Consider the following 14,925-nt stretch of genomic DNA (forward strand, 5'->3'; position numbering starts at 1 on the left):
CGGCCTCACCGCATCAACGATTTTGCCCGACCGTCAGCGGCTCGATGCGGCGGCGACGCGGCTCAGTTGGCGGGCAATGACGTTGACGGTCGTGGCGGCCGACGCGACGCGCCCGATGATCGTGGCGGCGGCATCGATCCGGTCGACCGCCTCGCCCGTGAGTGAGGCAGCCGTTCCGGCGTTGCGGCGCTGATCCTGCGCGGTATCGGCGATACCCTCGATCATGTCACGTTCGTGATCGATCAGCGCGCTGCTGTCGGCGAACGCGCCGCGCACCTGCGCCACGTGATCGCCGACCGCACCGGTGCGTGCGTCGATATCGGCCGTCGCCGTCATCGTCTGCGCGGACAGAACGGTCATCTCGGCCGCGACCGCTGCGAAGCCGCCGCCATGACCATCCTGTCGTGCCGCCTCGATCCGGGCGTTGAGCGCAAGAAGACGGCTGCGTGCCGCGATGCCGCCGATGGTGCCGGAGATCACGAGGATGCTGTCCGCGGTCTCGCCCAGCGTATCGAACAGCGGCATGTGATCCGCCGCGAGCCGTTGCGCGCGGGCGAGCAGCTTCAACTGCTTGCGGACGTTGCGTTCGACCAGTGTCGCGGCGGTATCGAGTTCGACGACCAGCGCGGCGATCTGGCGCATGTCCTCCGCCGCCAGCCGTACCATGTCGGTCGCGGCCGCGGCTTCCTGGCTGACCATCGACGCGACGTCGGACAGCCGCGCGGCCACGGCATCGAGCGCCGCGTGCGGAACGACCGACGCAGGCGTGCCTGTCGGAACCGCGGCGGCCGCTGGGATCATGCCGATTTGCGCGCGGCGGCGTGGCCCGCCTCGATCATCGCGTCGGCGAGTATCGTGTAGGCCGCAGCCCATGCATCGTGCGTAGCCGTATCGAACAGATCGCCGAGCTGCACGGCCAGCGTATCGAGCAGCGCGGCGCCGACCACCGCATAGTGGCGATCGAGCACGCCGTAGCCGACATGCCGGATCGCAAGCTCGCGCGCGACCGGGAGGAGTTCGTCGAGCCGGTCGAGCGAATCCACCACCGACGCCAGAGTCAGGACGAGCTTTCGGCCCTGTTCGACCATGTCGCCGCGGAACAGCGGACGGGTATCCGGAGCGAGCTGGAAAAGCCGGGCGTAGAACGCGGCGGCGACTGCATCGGGGATCGGCAGGACGTGGATGAAGCTGTCCTGGACGAGATTTATCTGCCGGGAGTCCATTGTAATCACATCCTTTATGCCTCGAAAGGATGCGTAGGCGGCGAAGGTTAACGAGGTGAAAAGGCCGGAGTGTTCGATCGCGAACGGGCACAAAAAAGCCGGCGAGGATGATCCTCTGCCGGCTTTTTCGCTGGTCGTCTTGGTCGGAACGGAGGACCGGCGAAGCCGGCTCTTTTCGTCGGACGGGACTGGGGGCTTGCGCCGCCCAGCCCGCCGGCCGTTCTGATTTTCTGTCCGGGGCAGGTTGCCCTGCCCCGGTCGAAAATCAGAAGTCCATGCCGCCCATGCCGCCCATGCCGCCGCCGCCCATGGGCATGGCGGGCTTGTCTTCGGCCATTTCGCTCACGGCCGCTTCGGTCGTGATCAGCAGGCCTGCGACCGATGCTGCGTTCTGCAGCGCGGTGCGGACGACCTTGGTCGGATCGATCACGCCGGCTTCCACCAGGTTCTCGTACGTGTCGGTCGCGGCGTTGAAGCCGATCGACGTGTCGTTACCGTCGAGCAGCTTGCCCGAAACAACCGCACCGTCATGACCGGCGTTCTGCGCGATCTGGCGAACCAGAGCCGTCAGCGACTTCCGCACGATGTCGATACCGCGCGTCTGGTCGTCGTTCGCACCCTCGAGGCCATCAAGCGCCTTGGTTGCGTACAGCAGAGCCGTACCGCCGCCGGGGACGATGCCTTCTTCGACGGCTGCGCGGGTTGCGTGCAGCGCGTCGTCGACGCGGTCCTTGCGCTCCTTGACCTCAACTTCAGACGAGCCACCGACCTTGATCACGGCAACGCCACCGGCAAGCTTGGCGAGACGCTCCTGGAGCTTCTCCTTGTCGTAGTCGCTGGTCGTGTTCTCGATCTGCTGGCGGATCGCTTCGGTGCGGCCCTTGATCGTGTCGTGATCGCCGGCACCATCGACGATGACGGTGTTGTCCTTGTCGATCGTGACGCGCTTGGCGGTGCCGAGCATGCCGAGCGTGACGGTCTCGAGCTTGATGCCGAGGTCTTCCGAGATCATCTCGCCCTTGGTCAGGATCGCGATGTCCTCGAGCATCGCCTTGCGACGATCGCCGAAGCCCGGTGCCTTGACCGCTGCGACCTTCAGGCCGCCGCGCAGCTTGTTGACGACGAGCGTGGCCAGAGCCTCACCCTCGATGTCTTCTGCGATGATCAGGAGCGGACGACCCGACTGGACGACGGCTTCCAGGATCGGGAGCATCGCCTGCAGGTTCGACAGCTTCTTCTCGTGGATCAGGATGTAGGGATCCTGAAGCTCGACGGTCATCTTCTCGGGGTTGGTGATGAAGTATGGCGACAGATAGCCGCGGTCGAACTGCATGCCCTCGACGACGTCGAGCTCGAATTCGAGACCCTTCGCTTCCTCGACGGTGATCACGCCTTCCTTGCCGACCTTCTCCATGGCTTCGGCGATCTTCTCGCCGACTTCACGGTCGCCGTTTGCCGAGATGATGCCGACCTGCGCCACTTCCTTCGAACCCGAAACCGGCTTCGAACGCGCCTTGACGTCCTCGACGACCTTGATGACGGCGAGATCGATGCCGCGCTTCAGGTCCATCGGGTTCATGCCCGCTGCGACCGACTTCATGCCCTCGCGAACGATGGCCTGCGCCAGAACCGTCGCGGTGGTGGTGCCGTCACCAGCGATGTCGTTGGTCTTCGAGGCCACTTCGCGCAGCATCTGCGCACCCATGTTCTCGAACTTGTCCTTGAGCTCGATCTCCTTGGCGACGGTGACGCCGTCCTTGGTGATGCGCGGTGCGCCGAAGCTCTTGTCGATGACGACGTTGCGGCCCTTGGGGCCCAAGGTCACCTTGACTGCATCGGCGAGGATGTCGACGCCGCGGAGGATGCGCTCACGCGCGTCACGACCGAATTTTACGTCCTTGGAAGCCATGTCAGCTGCCCTTTCAAAAAAGTGAAGTACAGGAAGTGCAGACGCTGGCGCAGAATTCGCGGCCAGCATTTCTCGGCCCGTTCACGTCAGCATGATTCCGACGATCCCGAGCCCGTCGGGTCAACCGACGATGCCGAGAATGTCCGATTCCTTCATGATCAGCAGGTCTTCACCGTCGACCTTGACCTCGGTGCCCGACCACTTGCCGAACAGGATCTTGTCGCCGGTCTTGACGTCGAGCGGGGTGATCGTGCCGTTCTCGGCGCGAGTGCCGGTGCCGATGGCGACGACTTCGCCTTCCTGCGGCTTTTCCTTGGCGGTGTCGGGGATGATGATGCCGCCAGCCGTCTTCTCTTCGGCTTCGAGGCGCTTCACCAGCACGCGATCATGCAATGGACGAAAGTTCATGGGGTCCATGTCCTTTTGGATTGTGACAGATTTCTGGCACTCGAGGTTATCGAGTGCCAACGGACGGCATATGTGCCTCGGGGTGCGGCATGTCAAAGGTTCCGGGAGTGAAATTTTTTCGGGCGGGCGTGGTATTCGGGCATCGTGGCTGAGGTCGTTGAACGACAGCACTGCCGTTCTCCTGCGCACGCAGGAGTCCAGGGTGACGGAGGGCGGTGCTTGGTATCCTGGGCTCCTGCGTGCGCAGGAGAACTAGGAGAGTTGGGTCGATGCTGCCTTCTGCTCCCCTTCCGCTTGCGGGAGGGGTCGGGGGAGGGGTTTCTCGGGTTAAGCGTTCGTGGGACTCCCCTCCCCTAACCCCTCCCGCAAGCGGGAGGGGGATTGCGTGGTGATTGGGGTAGATGGGCTGGCTTGAACCGCTCCTGTGTTGGACGCGTAATACAGGGCATTTACCTGTGCGCCGCGTTGCTCTAGCTCTCGTGCCATGACCGATACCGCTGCGCCGTCCTACGCCCCCTCTTATGTCGACCCTGCCCGCCCACCGCGGAAGAAATGGCGGCTCGTGCGAGGTGTGTGGAAGTTCCTCGTGGCGATCAAGGACGCGCTCGTCCTGATCGCGATGTTGCTGTTCTTCGGACTGATCTTCGCGGCGCTCAACGCGCGGCAGAGCACGACGGCGATCAAGGATGGCGCGCTGGTGCTCGACCTGAACGGCTCGATCGTCGAGCAGCCCGAGGAGCAGGCCGCGTTCGCCGCACTGTCGGGGCAGAGCCGGACGCGGCAGTTTCGCCTGCGCGACGTGGTCCGCTCGATCGACACCGCACGCACCGATGCGCGCGTCAAAGTGGTCGTGCTCGATCTCGACAGCTTCGGTGGTGCGTACCCGGCAGCCCTCGGCGAGGTCGGCGATGCGCTGGCGCGGGTGCGTGCGAGCGGCAAGCCGGTGCTGGCTTACGCAACCGCGTACACCGATGGCGGCTACCGTCTGGCGGCGAACGCGAGCGAGATCTGGGTCAACCCGCTGGGTGGCACGATCTTCATGGGGCCGGGCGGCAACCAGCTCTATTACAAGGGCCTGATCGACAAGCTCGGCGTCAACGCGCACGTCTACCGCGTCGGTCGCTACAAGTCGTTCGTCGAGCCCTACACGCGGGCGGACCAGAGCGAGGACGCGAAGGCGGCGAGCACCGCGCTGTACGGCACGTTGTTCGCCCAGTGGCGCGAGGCCGTCGCGAAAGCACGCCCCAAGGCACAGATCGCGCAGTTCATGAGCGCACCCGACAAGATCATCCTCGCGGCGAACGGCAACATCGCCGAGGCGAACCTGCGCGCGGGCATCGTCGACAAGCTCGGCGATCGGACCAGCTTCGGGCGGCGCGTGGCGGAGATCGCCGGCAGCGACGCGAACAAGCCGGCGGGCAACTACACCGCGATCAAGTACGACGCCTGGGTGAAGGCCAACCCCCTCCCCACCGCGGGCGACTCGATCGGCGTGCTGACGATCGCCGGCGAGATCGTCGACGGCGAGAGCGGCCCCGGCAAGGCGGCGGGCAAGACGATCGAGAAGGCGGTGCTCGACGGGCTCGCCAAGAAGACGCTGAAGGCGCTCGTCGTACGCGTCGACTCGCCGGGCGGATCGGTGATGGCATCGGAGCAGATTCGGCTCGCGATCCTCGAAGCCAAGCGGCAGAAGCTGCCCGTGGTCGTATCGATGGGCGGGCTGGCGGCCAGCGGAGGATACTGGGTGTCGACGCCCGCCGACGTGATCTTCGCCGAGCCCGGCACGATCACCGGCTCGATCGGCATTTTCGGGGTCGTGCCGACGTTCGAGAACGCGCTCGCCAAGATCGGCGTGACCAGCGACGGCGTGAAGACCACGCCGCTGTCGGGCCAGCCCGACATCACCGGCGGCACCACGCCGATGTTCGACGCGATCGCGCAGGCGGGGATCGAGAACGGCTATCGCCAGTTCGTCTCGCGCGTGGCCGCATCGCGGAAGATGACACCGGCGCGGGTGAACGAGATCGGCCAGGGTCGCGTCTGGGATGGCGACACCGCGCGCCAGATCGGGCTGGTCGACCGGTTCGGGACGTTGCAGGACGCGATCGACGAGGCCGCCAAGCGCGCCAAGCTCGATCCGGCCAAGGTGCATGCCGAGTATCTGGAGAAGAAGCCGGGCTTCCTCGCGACGATCGCGCAGGATTTCGGTGGCAGCGGCGATGACGACGATGCAGGCGGCGGCGATGCGTTCGCGCATGTCGCGGCGGACCGACGCCAGATGCTCGCGCGCGCGGTGGGTGACATGAAGCGGCTGGCGACCTCGGGTTCGATCCAGGCGCGTTGCCTCGAGTGCGGCGGGATGGGGCCGACGACCGCGGGTATCGGCGATGCCAAGCTGCTCGACCTGCTCCTGGCACGGATCGGGTTCTGATGGCGACCCCCGCAACTGGCAACGGCGGCGGGATCGTCATCCGCGCGGCGGTCCCCGAGGATGCCGCATCGATCGCCGCGATCTATGCGCCGCACGTGCTGGTCGGGACGGTGTCGTTCGAGACCGAGGCGCCCGATGCGCGGCAGATGCGCGCGCGGATGGCGGCGTCGGACGGGCTGTACCCGTGGCTGGTCGCGACGATCGGCTCCGAGGGTGGCGTGCTGGCCTACGCCTATGCGTCGGCGTTCCACAAGCGCGAGGCGTACCGGTTTGCGTGCGAGACCACGGTGTATGTTGCGGATGCGGCGCAGCGACAGGGTGCGGGGCGGCTGTTGTACGAGGCGTTGATCGATACGCTGCGGGCTCAGGGGTTTACGCAGGCGATCGGGGCGATCGCGTTGCCGAACGATTCGTCGATCAAGCTGCATGAGGCGGTCGGGTTCCGGCGGGCCGGGGTGTACCGCGAGGTCGGGTACAAGAACGGGCAGTGGATCGATGTCGGGCATTGGCAGTGCGAGCTGAACGAGCCTTCGGTGCCCCCGGTGGAGCCGCGGCGGTTTGCGGATGTTGGGGTTGTACGGGGGTAAAGCTTCCGCGCCTCATTATAGAAGGCTCGCGCGAACACCCACACCACCCCGGCGAAGGCCGGGGCCCAATTGGTGAGGTTATCGTAATGTAGCGCGATCCGTCGTCAGCAACGTCCCCAATTGGGCCCCGGCCTTCGCCGGGGTGGTGGCGGTGTTGAGAGGTGCTTTCTCCAATGAGCAGAGATCAGGCCGACGAGTGGTAGCTGTCGGTTCAAGCCCAACCACCGCCCTCCCCTCCTTGTTCTCCCGCGAAGGCGGGAGCCCAGACTGGGTCCCCGCCTTCGCGGGGAAACAAACTGTTAGCGCGCCAGGAGGTTAGCGGCGCCCACCATATGCCGGCAGCGCAAGGTGAAAGCGGATCGCGGCCGCGCGCAGCGTAAACCCGGCACTCGCCGCGATAACCGCCGCCAAAGCAAGCGGCACGCCCAGCAACACCAGCCCGACGTAACTCGCCGCCGCCAACGCCGCCGCGGTCACGTACAGCTCCGGCCGCATCAGGATCGACGGTTCGCCTGCCAGCACGTCGCGGATGATACCGCCGACGCACGCGGTCATCACCCCCATCAGCGCCGCGGGCACGGGTGGCACGCCATAGCCGAGCGCCTTCGCCGCGCCGTACACCGCGTACGCCGCAAGCCCGACCGCGTCGAACCAGCCGAGCGCTTCGTCCTTCCACCACCGCTCGGGCGTCACCCAGATCAGCAGCGCCATGCCCAGGCACACGCTCGCGGCGCGTGCGTCGTGTACCCAGAACACCGGCGCGCCGATCAGCAGGTCGCGCACGGTGCCGCCGCCGACGCCGGTGATCAGCCCGAAGAACACCAGCGTCACGAAGGTCTGGCCGCGCTTGGCCGCGGCGAGCGCACCCGACGCGGCGAACACGGCGAGCCCGGCCAAGTCGAACCACGGCGCGGCGACGGGCAGGATCTCGACGGGCAAGGGCACGGGCAACATCGCGGCGGCGTAACCGGCCTGCCTTCCAGCGTAAAGCGGGACCGCGGAATGACGTCGCTCGCGCCGAAAACGCAGTGGCTCGAATACCGGCCGCGAAGATGAACGCCAGCATGAACGCGGTGTTGTTTTCGGTTCATGCAACTGGCGGTATAGGGTCATCGTTACATCAGCAGATCAATTCACTAGGGAGTTACATCATGCGTAAGTTCGTTCTGGCCATGGGCCTCAGCGCAATGGTCCTGCCGACCGTCCTCGTGCCGGTTTCGGCCGCAGATGCGCGCGATCGTCGCGAATGGCGTGGTCGTGACGGCCGCGTCTATTGCAAGAAGAGCAACGGCACGACCGGCACGATCATCGGCGGCGTCGGTGGCGCACTGCTCGGCCGCACGGTCGACACCCGCGGCGACCGCACGGTCGGCACGCTGGGCGGCGCCGTTCTCGGTGGCCTCGCCGGTCGCGCGATCGACAAGGGCACGAGCAACAACAACCGTCGTTGCCGCTGACACTCATCGGCTAAATCAATGCCGCTATTTCGGTAGTTGCGCGTTGTGGAAGGGCGTCGTGGGAAACCGCGGCGCCTTTTTTCTTGTCCGATGAAGGATCAAAACGATGACCACACGCAGCGGTTCGGCAAAGTATGAAGGCCTCGGCAAGAGCGGCAAGGGCCATGTCTCGACCCAGTCGGGCGTGCTGTCCGACAGCCCTTACGGCTTCAACACGCGGTTCGAGAACGAGCCCGGCACCAACCCCGAGGAGCTGATCGCAGCCGCGCATGCATCGTGCTTCACGATGGCGCTGAGCTTCGCGCTCGCCGGCAAGGGGTATGAGGCGGGCACGCTCGAAACGTCCGCCAAGGTGACGCTCGACAAGGATGGCGACGGGTTCAAGATCACCAAGTCGGCGCTGACGCTGAACGCCAAGGTCGACGGCATCTCGAAGGAGGAGTTCGAGGCGATCGCCGCGGACGCCAAGGCGAACTGCCCGGTGTCGAAGGTGCTCAACGCCGAGATCACGCTGGAGCATAATCTCGCCGCATAAAGATGTTGCGTGTTTGCGATTGGAGGGCCCGGTGGAAACGCCGGGCCCTTCTTGCGTCAGATGATTCCGCCGCCGAGGCTGAGGCGGAGCGCGAAGATGATGATCAGCACGATGTTGAGGTTGCGGCCGCCGGTGCTCGACGACAGCGCACCGACCGCGGCGCCGACGATGCCGATCGGGATGACGAGCCAGTTCATCCAGCCGAGCAGCGGGATGAACGCGACGAGGCCGAGCACCAAGGTGACGAGGCCGATGAGGATCGAGACGATGTTCAGCATAGGGTGAACATGGCAAGTCGGACAGGTTCGGGCAAGATCGGCGTTGCTCGGTCGATTGGGGACAGGCGGAAAACGCTTTCTTCACCGTCTTTCGCGCATAGGATGGCGGTGATGAGCTTTCCCTTGCGCCCCGCCCTGATCCTTTTGCCGCTTGCGCTGGCCGCATGCGGACGGTCGTCGACCGACCAGCAGGATCTCAACAGCCTCGATGCCGAGCTGACCAATGGCGCGGTGCGCGATCCGGCGCTGGCGTCGTCGCTGGGAGGGCAGATCATGGTCGATCCGCGGCTGGCGCAGTCGTCGAATACCGACGCGGTGCGGCCGCCGCCTCGGCCGGATAGTGGCGCGGTGCCGCCGGAAGGTCCGCTGAAAGCCGATCCGGTCGATCCGCGGACTCTCAAGCGCGCGCCGGTGGCGTCCAACGACTGTCCGGAGTGCAAGTCGGCGAATGGCGCGCTGACGCTCGGGGCGCTGGCGGAGCGGCAGAAGACGCCTGATGCCGGGGTTTGCGCGCAGAAGATCGGCTATTCGGCGGGGTGGGCGAACCGGTTGCCGGCGGACCTGCCGCTGTATCCGGCGGCGCGGTTGACCGAGGCTGCGGGGGCGGATCGCGACGGGTGTCGGCTGCGGGTGGTGAGTTTCGCCAGCGCTGCGCCGATGCAGAAGATGCTCGACTGGTATTTCACGAAGGCGACGGCGGCCGGGTATTCGGCTGGGCATAGCACGGACGGCAAGCAGCATGTGCTGGGCGGGGTTCGGGGGAACGATGCTTATGTGGTGTATGTGAGGGCGCGGGCTGGTGGCGGGAGCGATGTGGATCTGGTTTCCAACGCTGGGCGGTGAGGTGTTGCGATAGGTGTACCACCCCGGCGGAGGCCGGGGCCCAATTGGGAAACGTTGCTGATTAAGTGCCGTCCTTCGTTACTGCGACCTTTCCAATTGGGCCCCGGCCTTCACCGGGGTGGTGGTGTGCTGGGGTGACGTTACCCTCCTCTCCTTGTTCTCCCGCGAAGGCGGGAGCCCAGACGGGGTCCCCGCCTTCGCGGGGAAACAAGCTTTGGTTGAGCCATTTGGCGAGCATCTACTCCCCCCTCCAACCCCACCTTTCCGTTTTGCCCGATTCACGCTAGGGCGCGAGAATGCTTCCCCTTCTCTATGTCATGGTCGGTGGTGCGGTCGGGTCCGGCGCGCGCTATCTGACTGGCCGCGCGATGCTGTCGTTGCTGGGGCCTGACTATCCCTTTGGTACGCTTGCCGTGAATCTGATCGGTGGGTTGCTGATGGGGGTGCTGGTTGGCGTGCTTGCCCGCAATACCGCTTCGGAAACGTGGCGGCTCTTGCTCGGCGTGGGCGTGCTTGGGGGATTCACGACGTTTTCGGCGTTCTCGCTGGACGTCGTCACGATGATCGAGCGAGGCGCGTTCGGCGTCGCGTTCGGGTATGTTTTGGTGTCGGTGATCGGTTCGGTCGCCGCGTTGTTCGCGGGTCTCTCCGCAGTAAGGGCCGTCGCATGACTGCGGGCAAAAGCGATAGCGATACGGGTTTCCGCGAGTTCAACGTCGGGTTCGACGATGACGGCATCCGGCTCGACCGGTGGTTCAAGCGGCATCTGCCCGACACGAGCTTCACGACGGTGGCGATGTGGGCGCGCACCGGGCAGCTCCGCGTCGACGGCGCGCGCGCGACGCCGGGCGACCGGATTGCGGCGGGCCAGATGCTCCGCGTCCCGCCGCCCGAGGCCGACAAGGCCGCCGCCGACGTCGACAAGCCCAGGCGCGTCCGCGAACGCGTCATCCTGTCGGACGAGGAGACCGAGCTCGCGCAAGGCATGGTCATCCACAAGGATTTCCAGGCGTTCGTGCTGAACAAGCCGCCGGGCCTGGCCACGCAGGGCGGGACCAAGACGACGCAGCATGTCGACGGGCTGCTCGACGGGTTGCAGTACGACAATGAGGGTCGGCCGAAGCTGGTCCACCGGCTCGACAAGGATACGTCCGGCGCGCTGCTGGTGGCACGCACGTCGCGCGCGGCGGCGTTCTTTGCGAAGGCGTTTTCGGGGCGGACTGCGCGGAAAGTCTATTGGGCGCTGGTGGTCGACGTGCCGTCGATCGAGGACGGCATGATCGAGCTGCCGATCGCGAAACAGCCGGGTACCGGCGGCGAGAAGATGCACGTCGACGAGGCCGAGGGTGCGCCGGCGCGGACGCGCTACCGGGTGATCGAGCGTGCGGGCAACCGTGCGGCGTGGGTCGAGTTGCAGCCGTTTACCGGGCGGACACACCAGTTGCGCGTGCACATGGCGGCGATCGGTCATCCGATCGTCGGTGATGGCAAGTACGGCGGGGCTGCTGCGTTTTTGACCGGAGGGATCTCGCGGAAAATGCATCTGCACGCGCGGCGGATCAAGGTGGATCATCCGGATGGCGGGTCGATCGACGTGACCGCGGAACTGCCGACGCATTTCGCCGAGAGCCTCAAGCAATTGGGCTTCGAGGAGAAGCTGGGCGACGACCTGGTGCTCGACGAGAAGACCGCGCCTACGCGCGAGCAGATGAAGTCGCGGGCTAGGGCGCATGCAAAGTCGGTGCGGAAGGATCGTAAAGGTGAGCGGCGTGGGCGTGGGGTTGTCGAGGAGAAGGCGACGGGCAAGCCTGCGCCGAAGACGGGCGGACCTCGGACCGGGGCTGGGTCGAAGTTCGGAGCGCCGCGGAGTGGGCCTCGGGTTGAGGGGGCCAAGCCGGCTGGGCGCGGGCGTCCGGGTGGGGCTGGGAAGCCTGGGCCTCGGAGTGGGCCTGGGACTCGGTAGTTGGTGACTGCCGCCTAACGTGCCCTCACCCTTCCCACGGCCGAGTGGCCGCGGGCCCCTTCCCGCTCCCCTGAGGGGCGAGGGTGAGACGTCGGAGACGACCCTTACCTTTCAACCCACCCCGGCGCAGGCCGGGGCCCAATTGGAAAAGTTGAGGTAACGGAGCGATGACTTCCGTTAGCGACGTCCCCCAATTGGGCCCCGGCCTTCGCCGGGGTGGCGTGGTTTGTTTGGAAGCTTCTGCTCACTCTTGCTCCCCCGCGAAGGCGGGGGTCCAGGGGCCACGATCGTAACACTGCTTGATTCCTGGGCCCCCGCCTTCGCGGGGGAACTAGTCGCGCCCTACTTCAGCCACCCCAGCAGCAACCGCCGCACACCCTCCGTCACCGTCCCGAACACGATATGCGACGCAGCGCTATACAGATGCGTCGTCGGCGCAGTGTTCCACGGCGCATCGCCCAGCCCCGCCGCCGGAACCGCCGCCTCGTCGAGCAACGCCGTCGTCGCGGCCGCGAACGCGGTGCCGTAGCCTGCCGTCACCGACGGCCGGTATTCCGCCGCAACCGCGTAGGCGATCCCCAGCCCTGCCCCGAGTGCATAATGCACAACCTGTCCGGCGAACGGCTTGCGATTGTCGGGGATGTCGTGGCCGACCACCATTTGCGACACCTTGTCCGCCACCTTCTCCGTCGCGGGTTCCGCGTCGCTTTCCGAAGAAGACAGCGCGGCGACGCCGGCCTGGAAGCGATCCATCACGAACGAGGCGGCGAGCCCTGCCACGAGGCCCGCAGCGGCGGCGGCCCAGATGTTCGGGGTGTCGGTCTGTGCCTGCGCCATCGTTGAGTCTCCAGAGCTATCCGACACGAACCGTTCGCAGGCGCGCGCGTTCCGGTTTGGCGTTCCCTCGCGTGCACGCGTGATCTACGAGGCGGCGATGCGTTGGAAAATCTCATGATCCGTCTTGCCGTGTTCGATTGCGACGGGACGCTCGTCGACAGCCAGGCGAATATCTGCGTCGCCTGCGAGCGTGCGTTCGGGGGCGCCGGGCTGATCCCGCCGCCGCGCGCGGACATTCGGCGGATCGTGGGCTTGAGCCTCGTCGAGGCGATGCAGGTGTTGCTGCCGGAGGCGGACAACGCGCTGCACCGGTCGCTCGCCACCGACTACAAGAACGCGTTCCATGCGATGCGCGCGAGTGGCGAACTGGCGGACGAACCGCTGTTCGAGGGGATTGCGGAGGTGCTGGGGACGCTCGCCGATGACGGCTGGGCGCTTGGCGTGGCGACGGGGAAGTCCGATCGCGGGCTCGCGCATATCCTCGCCGCGCACGGGATCACCGAGCGGTTCGTGACGCTTCAGACCGCGGACAGGCATCCATCGAAACCCGATCCAGCGATGCTGTTCGCGGCGATCGCGGAGGCAGGTGCAGCCGTGGAGACGACCGCGATGATCGGCGATACGAGCTTCGACATGGCGATGGCCCGCGCGGCCGGTGTGCGCGCCGTCGGGGTCGCGTGGGGGTATCACGACGTGCACGAGCTTTCCGATGCGGGCGCGGATGTCGTCGCGACGGCCGTGCCGGACCTGCTGCACATGGTGGCTCGGCCATGACCGATGCGGACAAGCTGGCGCAGCGACGCTGGTTCGTGCTGGTCGGCGTGCGTCTGGCGGGGGTCGCGGGGGCATTGCTCGGGCTGATCCTGATCGCGCGCGCGCATGATCTCGGGCCGAAAATCCTCGGGACGGCGATCGTGCTGTCCGCGATGGCGATGATCGCGATCGTGCCACGCAGTCTGGCGCATCGCTGGCGGAGTCCTGACGCGTGAAGCGGTTCTGGACAGACGTCGCGATCGATGCGGATCGGGTGGTGACGCTCGACGGCAAGCCGGTACGCACCCCCGGGCGGCGACCGCTGGCGTTGCCGAGCGATGCGCTGGCCGAGGCGGTCGCGGAGGAATGGCGCGCGGTCGGGGAGACGATCGATCCGCGGACGATGCCGCTGACGGGCCTAGCCAATGCGGCGACCGATCCGATCGCGAACGATCCGGCGCAGTTCGCCGCGCGGCTGGCGGCGTATGGCGAGAGCGACCTGCTCTGCTACCGCGCCGAGGGGCCGCCTTTGCTGGTCGAGCGGCAGGCGGCGGCGTGGGATCCGCTGCTGGCGTGGGCGCGGGGGCGGTATGACGTGACGTTCGCGGTGACGACGGGCGTGATGCACGTCGCGCAACCGGACGCGACGATCGCGCGGCTGCATGAGGCGGTCGCCGCGTACGACGATTTCCGGCTGGCGGGGTTGTCGCCGGTGGTGACGCTGACCGGGTCGCTGGTGATCGGGCTGGCGCTGATCGAGGGTGAGATCAATGCCGATGCGGCCTGGGCAGCGGCGGGGATCGACGAGGACTGGTCGATCGAGATGTGGGGCGAGGACTGGCAGGCGACCCAGTTGCGGGAATTGAAGCGCAAGGAGTTTGGGGTCGGGGTAGAGTTTCTGGGGCTGCTCTAGCCTTAGGAGCTTACCCACCCCTCCAAGTCCGTCACCCTAGCGAAAGCTGGGGTATCCCGCTTGGCGAGTGCTGCGACCCGGAACGGGGAGATCCCAGCTTTCGCTGGGATGACGGGAGCTAGCGGGTCAGCCTGCGGATGAAACCAATCAGCCCAGTCTGGCGCGAGCGCTTGAGGCGTTCCGCGGCCAGGATCGTCTTCACGCCGCGGATGCAGCTGTCGACGTCGTCGTTGACCAGCACATAGTCATAGCCGTCCCAGTGGCTGACCTCGTTGGCCGCACGCGACATGCGAGCCTCGATCACCTCTTCCGAATCGGTGCCGCGACTGGTTAGGCGGCGGTGCAACTCCTCCATTGAGGGCGGGAAGATGAAGACGCGGACGACGTCGCCGCCGGCAATCTGGAACAGCTGTTGCGCGCCCTGCCAGTCGATGTCGAACAGCACGTCCTTGCCGGCCGCAAGGAGTTCCTCGACCTGCGCGCGCGGCGTGCCATAGCGGTGGTTGAAGACGTGCGCCCATTCGAGGAATTCGTCCTTCGCGACCATGTCGCGAAAGCCTTCGAGGTCGGTGAAATGATAGTCCTTGCCGTCGACTTCGCCGGGTCGCACCGACCGGGTCGTCACCGAGACCGACATCTCGAGTTCATGCTCGTCCGCGAGCAATCTGCGCGCGATGGTCGACTTGCCGGCACCGGACGGCGAGGACAGGACGAACAGGACTCCGCGACGACGGAAACCATGTGGGTCGGACGGAAGTGTGTGGGGCATGCGCGCCCTTGCCGCGGAC

18 protein-coding genes are annotated in these 14,925 nt (G+C 66.3%); 10 read left to right on the top strand and 8 right to left on the bottom strand.

The features are described 5' to 3' along the window. Window positions 1–33: 33 nt before the first annotated feature. The 4 genes from IFT67_RS07260 to groES form a co-directional block, all read right to left on the bottom strand. The gene (locus IFT67_RS07260; RefSeq protein WP_192145869.1) at window positions 34–801 is read right to left on the bottom strand and encodes a methyl-accepting chemotaxis protein; all 768 of its coding nucleotides are present in this window, start codon (window positions 799–801) and stop codon (window positions 34–36) included. Beyond that, window positions 798–1,223, bottom strand: coding sequence for a globin family protein (locus IFT67_RS07265; RefSeq protein WP_107963807.1), 426 nt, complete (start codon window positions 1,221–1,223; stop codon window positions 798–800). The genes IFT67_RS07260 and IFT67_RS07265 overlap by 4 nt, the downstream gene beginning before the upstream one ends. Before the next feature lie 265 nt (window positions 1,224–1,488). Beyond that, window positions 1,489–3,132, bottom strand: a complete 1,644-nt coding sequence (gene groL, locus IFT67_RS07270; RefSeq protein ID WP_056065680.1) for a chaperonin GroEL — start codon at window positions 3,130–3,132, stop codon at window positions 1,489–1,491. 120 nt (window positions 3,133–3,252) lie between these two features. Then, the gene (groES, locus tag IFT67_RS07275) at window positions 3,253–3,540 is read right to left on the bottom strand and encodes a co-chaperone GroES (RefSeq protein WP_056052039.1); all 288 of its coding nucleotides are present in this window, start codon (window positions 3,538–3,540) and stop codon (window positions 3,253–3,255) included. Between the two features lie 484 nt (window positions 3,541–4,024). Here groES and sppA point away from each other — a divergent pair, with 484 nt between their 5' ends. Both sppA and IFT67_RS07285 read left to right on the top strand, forming a co-directional pair. Continuing rightward, window positions 4,025–5,971: a signal peptide peptidase SppA gene (gene sppA, locus IFT67_RS07280; RefSeq protein ID WP_192145871.1), complete on the top strand. Its 1,947-nt coding sequence runs from the start codon at window positions 4,025–4,027 to the stop codon at window positions 5,969–5,971. After that, entirely contained in the window at window positions 5,971–6,558 is a 588-nt protein-coding gene (locus tag IFT67_RS07285; RefSeq protein ID WP_192145873.1) for a GNAT family N-acetyltransferase, read from the top strand. Before sppA ends, IFT67_RS07285 begins: the two co-directional genes overlap by 1 nt. Window positions 6,559–6,873: 315 nt before the next feature. Here IFT67_RS07285 and IFT67_RS07290 read toward each other — a convergent pair whose 3' ends face one another. Next, window positions 6,874–7,512 carry a trimeric intracellular cation channel family protein gene (locus IFT67_RS07290; RefSeq protein ID WP_192145875.1) on the bottom strand — a complete coding sequence of 213 codons (639 nt, stop codon included), beginning with the start codon at window positions 7,510–7,512 and terminating at the stop codon, window positions 6,874–6,876. Between the two features lie 197 nt (window positions 7,513–7,709). Here IFT67_RS07290 and IFT67_RS07295 point away from each other — a divergent pair, with 197 nt between their 5' ends. Both IFT67_RS07295 and IFT67_RS07300 read left to right on the top strand, forming a co-directional pair. Further along, window positions 7,710–8,015, top strand: coding sequence for a glycine zipper 2TM domain-containing protein (locus IFT67_RS07295; RefSeq protein ID WP_056065671.1), 306 nt, complete (start codon window positions 7,710–7,712; stop codon window positions 8,013–8,015). A 106-nt stretch (window positions 8,016–8,121) separates the two neighbouring features. Further along, window positions 8,122–8,550, top strand: a complete 429-nt coding sequence (locus tag IFT67_RS07300) for an OsmC family protein (protein ID WP_056065668.1) — start codon at window positions 8,122–8,124, stop codon at window positions 8,548–8,550. 56 nt (window positions 8,551–8,606) lie between these two features. Here the strand turns inward: IFT67_RS07300 and IFT67_RS07305 are convergent, their stop codons facing one another. Continuing rightward, window positions 8,607–8,828, bottom strand: coding sequence for a hypothetical protein (locus IFT67_RS07305; RefSeq protein ID WP_132737284.1), 222 nt, complete (start codon window positions 8,826–8,828; stop codon window positions 8,607–8,609). 111 nt (window positions 8,829–8,939) lie between these two features. Here IFT67_RS07305 and IFT67_RS07310 point away from each other — a divergent pair, with 111 nt between their 5' ends. The 3 genes from IFT67_RS07310 (at window position 8,940) to IFT67_RS07320 (ending at window position 11,634) form a co-directional block, all read left to right on the top strand. Then, window positions 8,940–9,671, top strand: coding sequence for a hypothetical protein (locus IFT67_RS07310; RefSeq protein ID WP_192145877.1), 732 nt, complete (start codon window positions 8,940–8,942; stop codon window positions 9,669–9,671). A 296-nt stretch (window positions 9,672–9,967) separates the two neighbouring features. Next, window positions 9,968–10,342, top strand: a complete 375-nt coding sequence (gene crcB / locus IFT67_RS07315; RefSeq protein ID WP_192145879.1) for a fluoride efflux transporter CrcB — start codon at window positions 9,968–9,970, stop codon at window positions 10,340–10,342. Then, window positions 10,339–11,634: an RluA family pseudouridine synthase gene (locus IFT67_RS07320; protein ID WP_192145881.1), complete on the top strand. Its 1,296-nt coding sequence runs from the start codon at window positions 10,339–10,341 to the stop codon at window positions 11,632–11,634. Before crcB ends, IFT67_RS07320 begins: the two co-directional genes overlap by 4 nt. Window positions 11,635–11,976: 342 nt before the next feature. On the opposite strand, the gene IFT67_RS07325 is transcribed toward IFT67_RS07320, so the two are convergent. Next, window positions 11,977–12,471, bottom strand: a complete 495-nt coding sequence (locus tag IFT67_RS07325; protein ID WP_192145882.1) for a DUF1440 domain-containing protein — start codon at window positions 12,469–12,471, stop codon at window positions 11,977–11,979. Between the two features lie 114 nt (window positions 12,472–12,585). Between IFT67_RS07325 and IFT67_RS07330 the strand changes: the two genes are divergently transcribed. The 3 genes from IFT67_RS07330 to IFT67_RS07340 are packed head-to-tail and all read left to right on the top strand — an operon-like array spanning window position 12,586 to window position 14,137. Continuing rightward, window positions 12,586–13,245: an HAD-IA family hydrolase gene (locus IFT67_RS07330; RefSeq protein ID WP_192145884.1), complete on the top strand. Its 660-nt coding sequence runs from the start codon at window positions 12,586–12,588 to the stop codon at window positions 13,243–13,245. Then, on the top strand, window positions 13,242–13,460 hold the full coding sequence (locus IFT67_RS07335) for a hypothetical protein (protein WP_056489735.1): 219 nt from the start codon (window positions 13,242–13,244) through the stop codon (window positions 13,458–13,460). The genes IFT67_RS07330 and IFT67_RS07335 overlap by 4 nt, the downstream gene beginning before the upstream one ends. Beyond that, entirely contained in the window at window positions 13,457–14,137 is a 681-nt protein-coding gene (locus IFT67_RS07340; protein ID WP_192145886.1) for an ATP12 family protein, read from the top strand. The genes IFT67_RS07335 and IFT67_RS07340 overlap by 4 nt, the downstream gene beginning before the upstream one ends. Before the next feature lie 118 nt (window positions 14,138–14,255). On the opposite strand, the gene gmk is transcribed toward IFT67_RS07340, so the two are convergent. Next, the gene (gmk, locus tag IFT67_RS07345) at window positions 14,256–14,906 is read right to left on the bottom strand and encodes a guanylate kinase (RefSeq protein ID WP_056489738.1); all 651 of its coding nucleotides are present in this window, start codon (window positions 14,904–14,906) and stop codon (window positions 14,256–14,258) included. Between the last annotated feature and the right edge of the window lie 19 nt (window positions 14,907–14,925).

The organism is Sphingomonas sp. CFBP 13728 (genome assembly GCF_014841895.1).
GTDB lineage: Bacteria > Pseudomonadota > Alphaproteobacteria > Sphingomonadales > Sphingomonadaceae > Sphingomonas.